The 2,530-nt window shown below is 45.9% G+C and carries 3 protein-coding genes; 1 reads left to right on the top strand and 2 read right to left on the bottom strand.

Annotated features, from left to right (window positions below; all coding sequences use genetic code 11):
* A partial coding sequence (locus OEX01_09605; GenBank protein MDH5449238.1) for an arginine--tRNA ligase occupies positions 1–1,284 on the top strand: 1,284 nt, incomplete at its 5' end.
* Between the two features lie 5 nt (positions 1,285–1,289).
* On the opposite strand, the gene deoC is transcribed toward OEX01_09605, so the two are convergent.
* Positions 1,290–1,931: a deoxyribose-phosphate aldolase gene (gene deoC / locus OEX01_09600; GenBank protein ID MDH5449237.1), complete on the bottom strand. Its 642-nt coding sequence runs from the start codon at positions 1,929–1,931 to the stop codon at positions 1,290–1,292.
* 126 nt (positions 1,932–2,057) lie between these two features.
* Positions 2,058–2,530: deoxyhypusine synthase family protein (locus OEX01_09595; GenBank protein MDH5449236.1), on the bottom strand; the 473-nt coding region annotated here is incomplete at its 5' end.

Below are 2,530 nucleotides of genomic sequence, written 5' to 3'. Positions count from 1 at the left end.
GAACGTGCAAAAACCGTTTCTGATACAGAAGAAATCACAAAAATCAACAAAGAGTTGGATAGCTGGATGTCGGTGGCTGTTGAGCTCAAAGACAAATACCCCGAGCTCTTTGAGAAACTTCTACAAAGAATAAACGAGGACGAAAACCCGGAAACCACGGTTAACGAGTTAAACAGGGCATACGAGGCTGGAGATGAGAAGGCTAGACAAACAATACGGGAAGTCAGCGAATCATGTCTAGAAGGCTTCAAGGAGACCCTGAGCCGCGCAGAAGTCTTCTATGATTCATGGGATTGGGAAGGCGAACTGGTGTGGAGCAATCGGGTGCAAAAAATTCTTGAAAAACTGAAGAAGACACCATACGTTTTCACTCTAGGCGGCGTTCTGGAATTTGCCGCTGAAAAAGTAGTTAAAGATTTTGGCTTGAAGAAGAAGCTTGGCTTGAGAGACGATTACGAGGTTCCCTCTTTAACGCTTGTGCGCGCTGACGGCACGACACTCTACACAACACGAGACATCGCTTACACCTTGTGGAAGTTTGAAAGGGCTGAACAAGTCATCAATGTTGTTGGAATGCCGCAGAGTCTAGCGCAACTGCAATTGAAAATAGCCTTGCACGCATTGGGCTACGGCAACTACGCAGACAATCTTTCTCACTTCGCCTACAACCTTGTGACTCTTCCAAGCTATAAAATGTCAAGCCGAAGAGGACGATACATAACATTCGACGAAGTCATGGACGAAGCGATAAAACGGGCATACGAAGAGGTTTCGAAGCGCTCCCCGCAACTGTCAGAGGGAGAAAAACGGAAAATCGCAAACTTCGTTGGCATGGGTGCGGTACGATACGCCCTCGTAGAGGTTGACCCCTCAAAACCCGTCGTGTTCACATGGGACAGAGTGCTCAACTTCGAGAAAAACAGCGCACCATACATACAATACTCTCATGCCCGGGCATGCAGCATCCTAAGAAAGGCCGCAAGAAAACCCGAAAAACCAGCCTACAACCTGCTAAAGGAGAAGTTGGAGCGTGAAATAGTCATGGCTCTGGCAAGTTTTCCAGACATCTTCATCGAGGCAGCAGAGCTTCTCAAGCCCAATCTAATCGCTGACTTCGCCAACGCCTTAGCCGACAAATTCAACACGTTTTACAACGCTTTGCCAGTTATAAGAGCCGAACCGAAAGAACTCAGCGACGCAAGGCTCGCCTTGGTTGACGCCGTAAGAATCGTGCTGAGAAACACACTTAACCTCATAGGGATAGTGGCGCCAGAAAAAATGTGAAAGACTTATGGTGCTCCCTTAATTATCGCCACTGCTGTGCTCGTTCCAATCCTGTTTGCACCAGCTCTAATCATGGCCACCGCGTCAGCGTACGTCCTTATGCCGCCAGCCGCCTTGATACCCATACGTGTGCCTACCGTACGTCGCATTAACTTAACGTCTTCAATTGTTGCTCCCTTGCCGAACAAGCCGGTTGAAGTCTTCACAAAGTCTGCTCCAGCCTCCTTAGCAAGCTTGCACGCGACTATTTTCTCTTCGTTTGTCAAATGGGCTGTTTCAATAATGACCTTGACAACTATCTTCTTTGATAAGCGTTTAACATCGACAACAGCCGCTATGTCCCTCTTAACAGCTTCATAATCTCCGGATTTCAGCGCACTCAGATTGATAACCATGTCCAATTCCTCTGCTCCGTTCTCTATCGCTTTAACAGCCTCCAAAGCCTTCATTTCCGGCAGCGTAACCCCGAAGGGAAACGCGATCGTTGAGCAAACCTTAACATTTGAGCCCTTCAAGAGTGTCGCAGCCATTTTTACATAAACGGGATTAACGCAAATGCATCCAAGACCATATTGTACAGCTTCTTTGCACAGTTTTTCAATATCACTTTTGGTTGCCGTTGCCTTGACAATTGTGGAATCTATCATCTTAGCCAGTTCTTCCCTTGAAACAGCCAAATTTCCACCTCTAGACACAGACCAATTTACATGTCTTATTATGTCCATCTTTTAAATAGTTGATTGTCGAATTTGAACTGGGAAAAAGATATTCCTTTATTTCATTTCTTGTTTCGTTTTTCTCGTTATAAGCGAACTTACCATTATGGGGAGAATTACGGAAGCATCCCCCTCAATCATTACGTGGTCTGCCTTTTCCTTTATTTTATGCCATGAAACAGCTTCTCTTGGTCTTGCTCCAGACAGGCTTCCATCCCACTCGACAGCGGTGCTGATATAAACAGCATAATCCAATCCATCCCTGAACTGGTTCCACCAAATAGTATGATGCTTTGAGATGCCTCCTCCAATGATTAATGCACCAGTCTTCTCTGCGGTGAAAACAATGTCGTTCAGTTCGCTTTCATCTTTCAACAAGTTGATTCTGAAGTCATGGTCTTGTGAGAAGAACCATATCTGGTATCCGACTGCTCCGTCTGTGATGCCTGGCACGTAAACAGGTATGTTTTGTTTTGCTGTCCAATAGAGTATCGAGCTTTCGTTGCATATTCTCCTGCCTATTTCTTGGC

It is taken from the genome of Candidatus Bathyarchaeota archaeon (assembly GCA_029882535.1).
GTDB lineage: Archaea > Thermoproteota > Bathyarchaeia > Bathyarchaeales > SOJC01 > JAOUKM01.
This window is presented reverse-complemented; position numbering and strand designations above follow the sequence as displayed.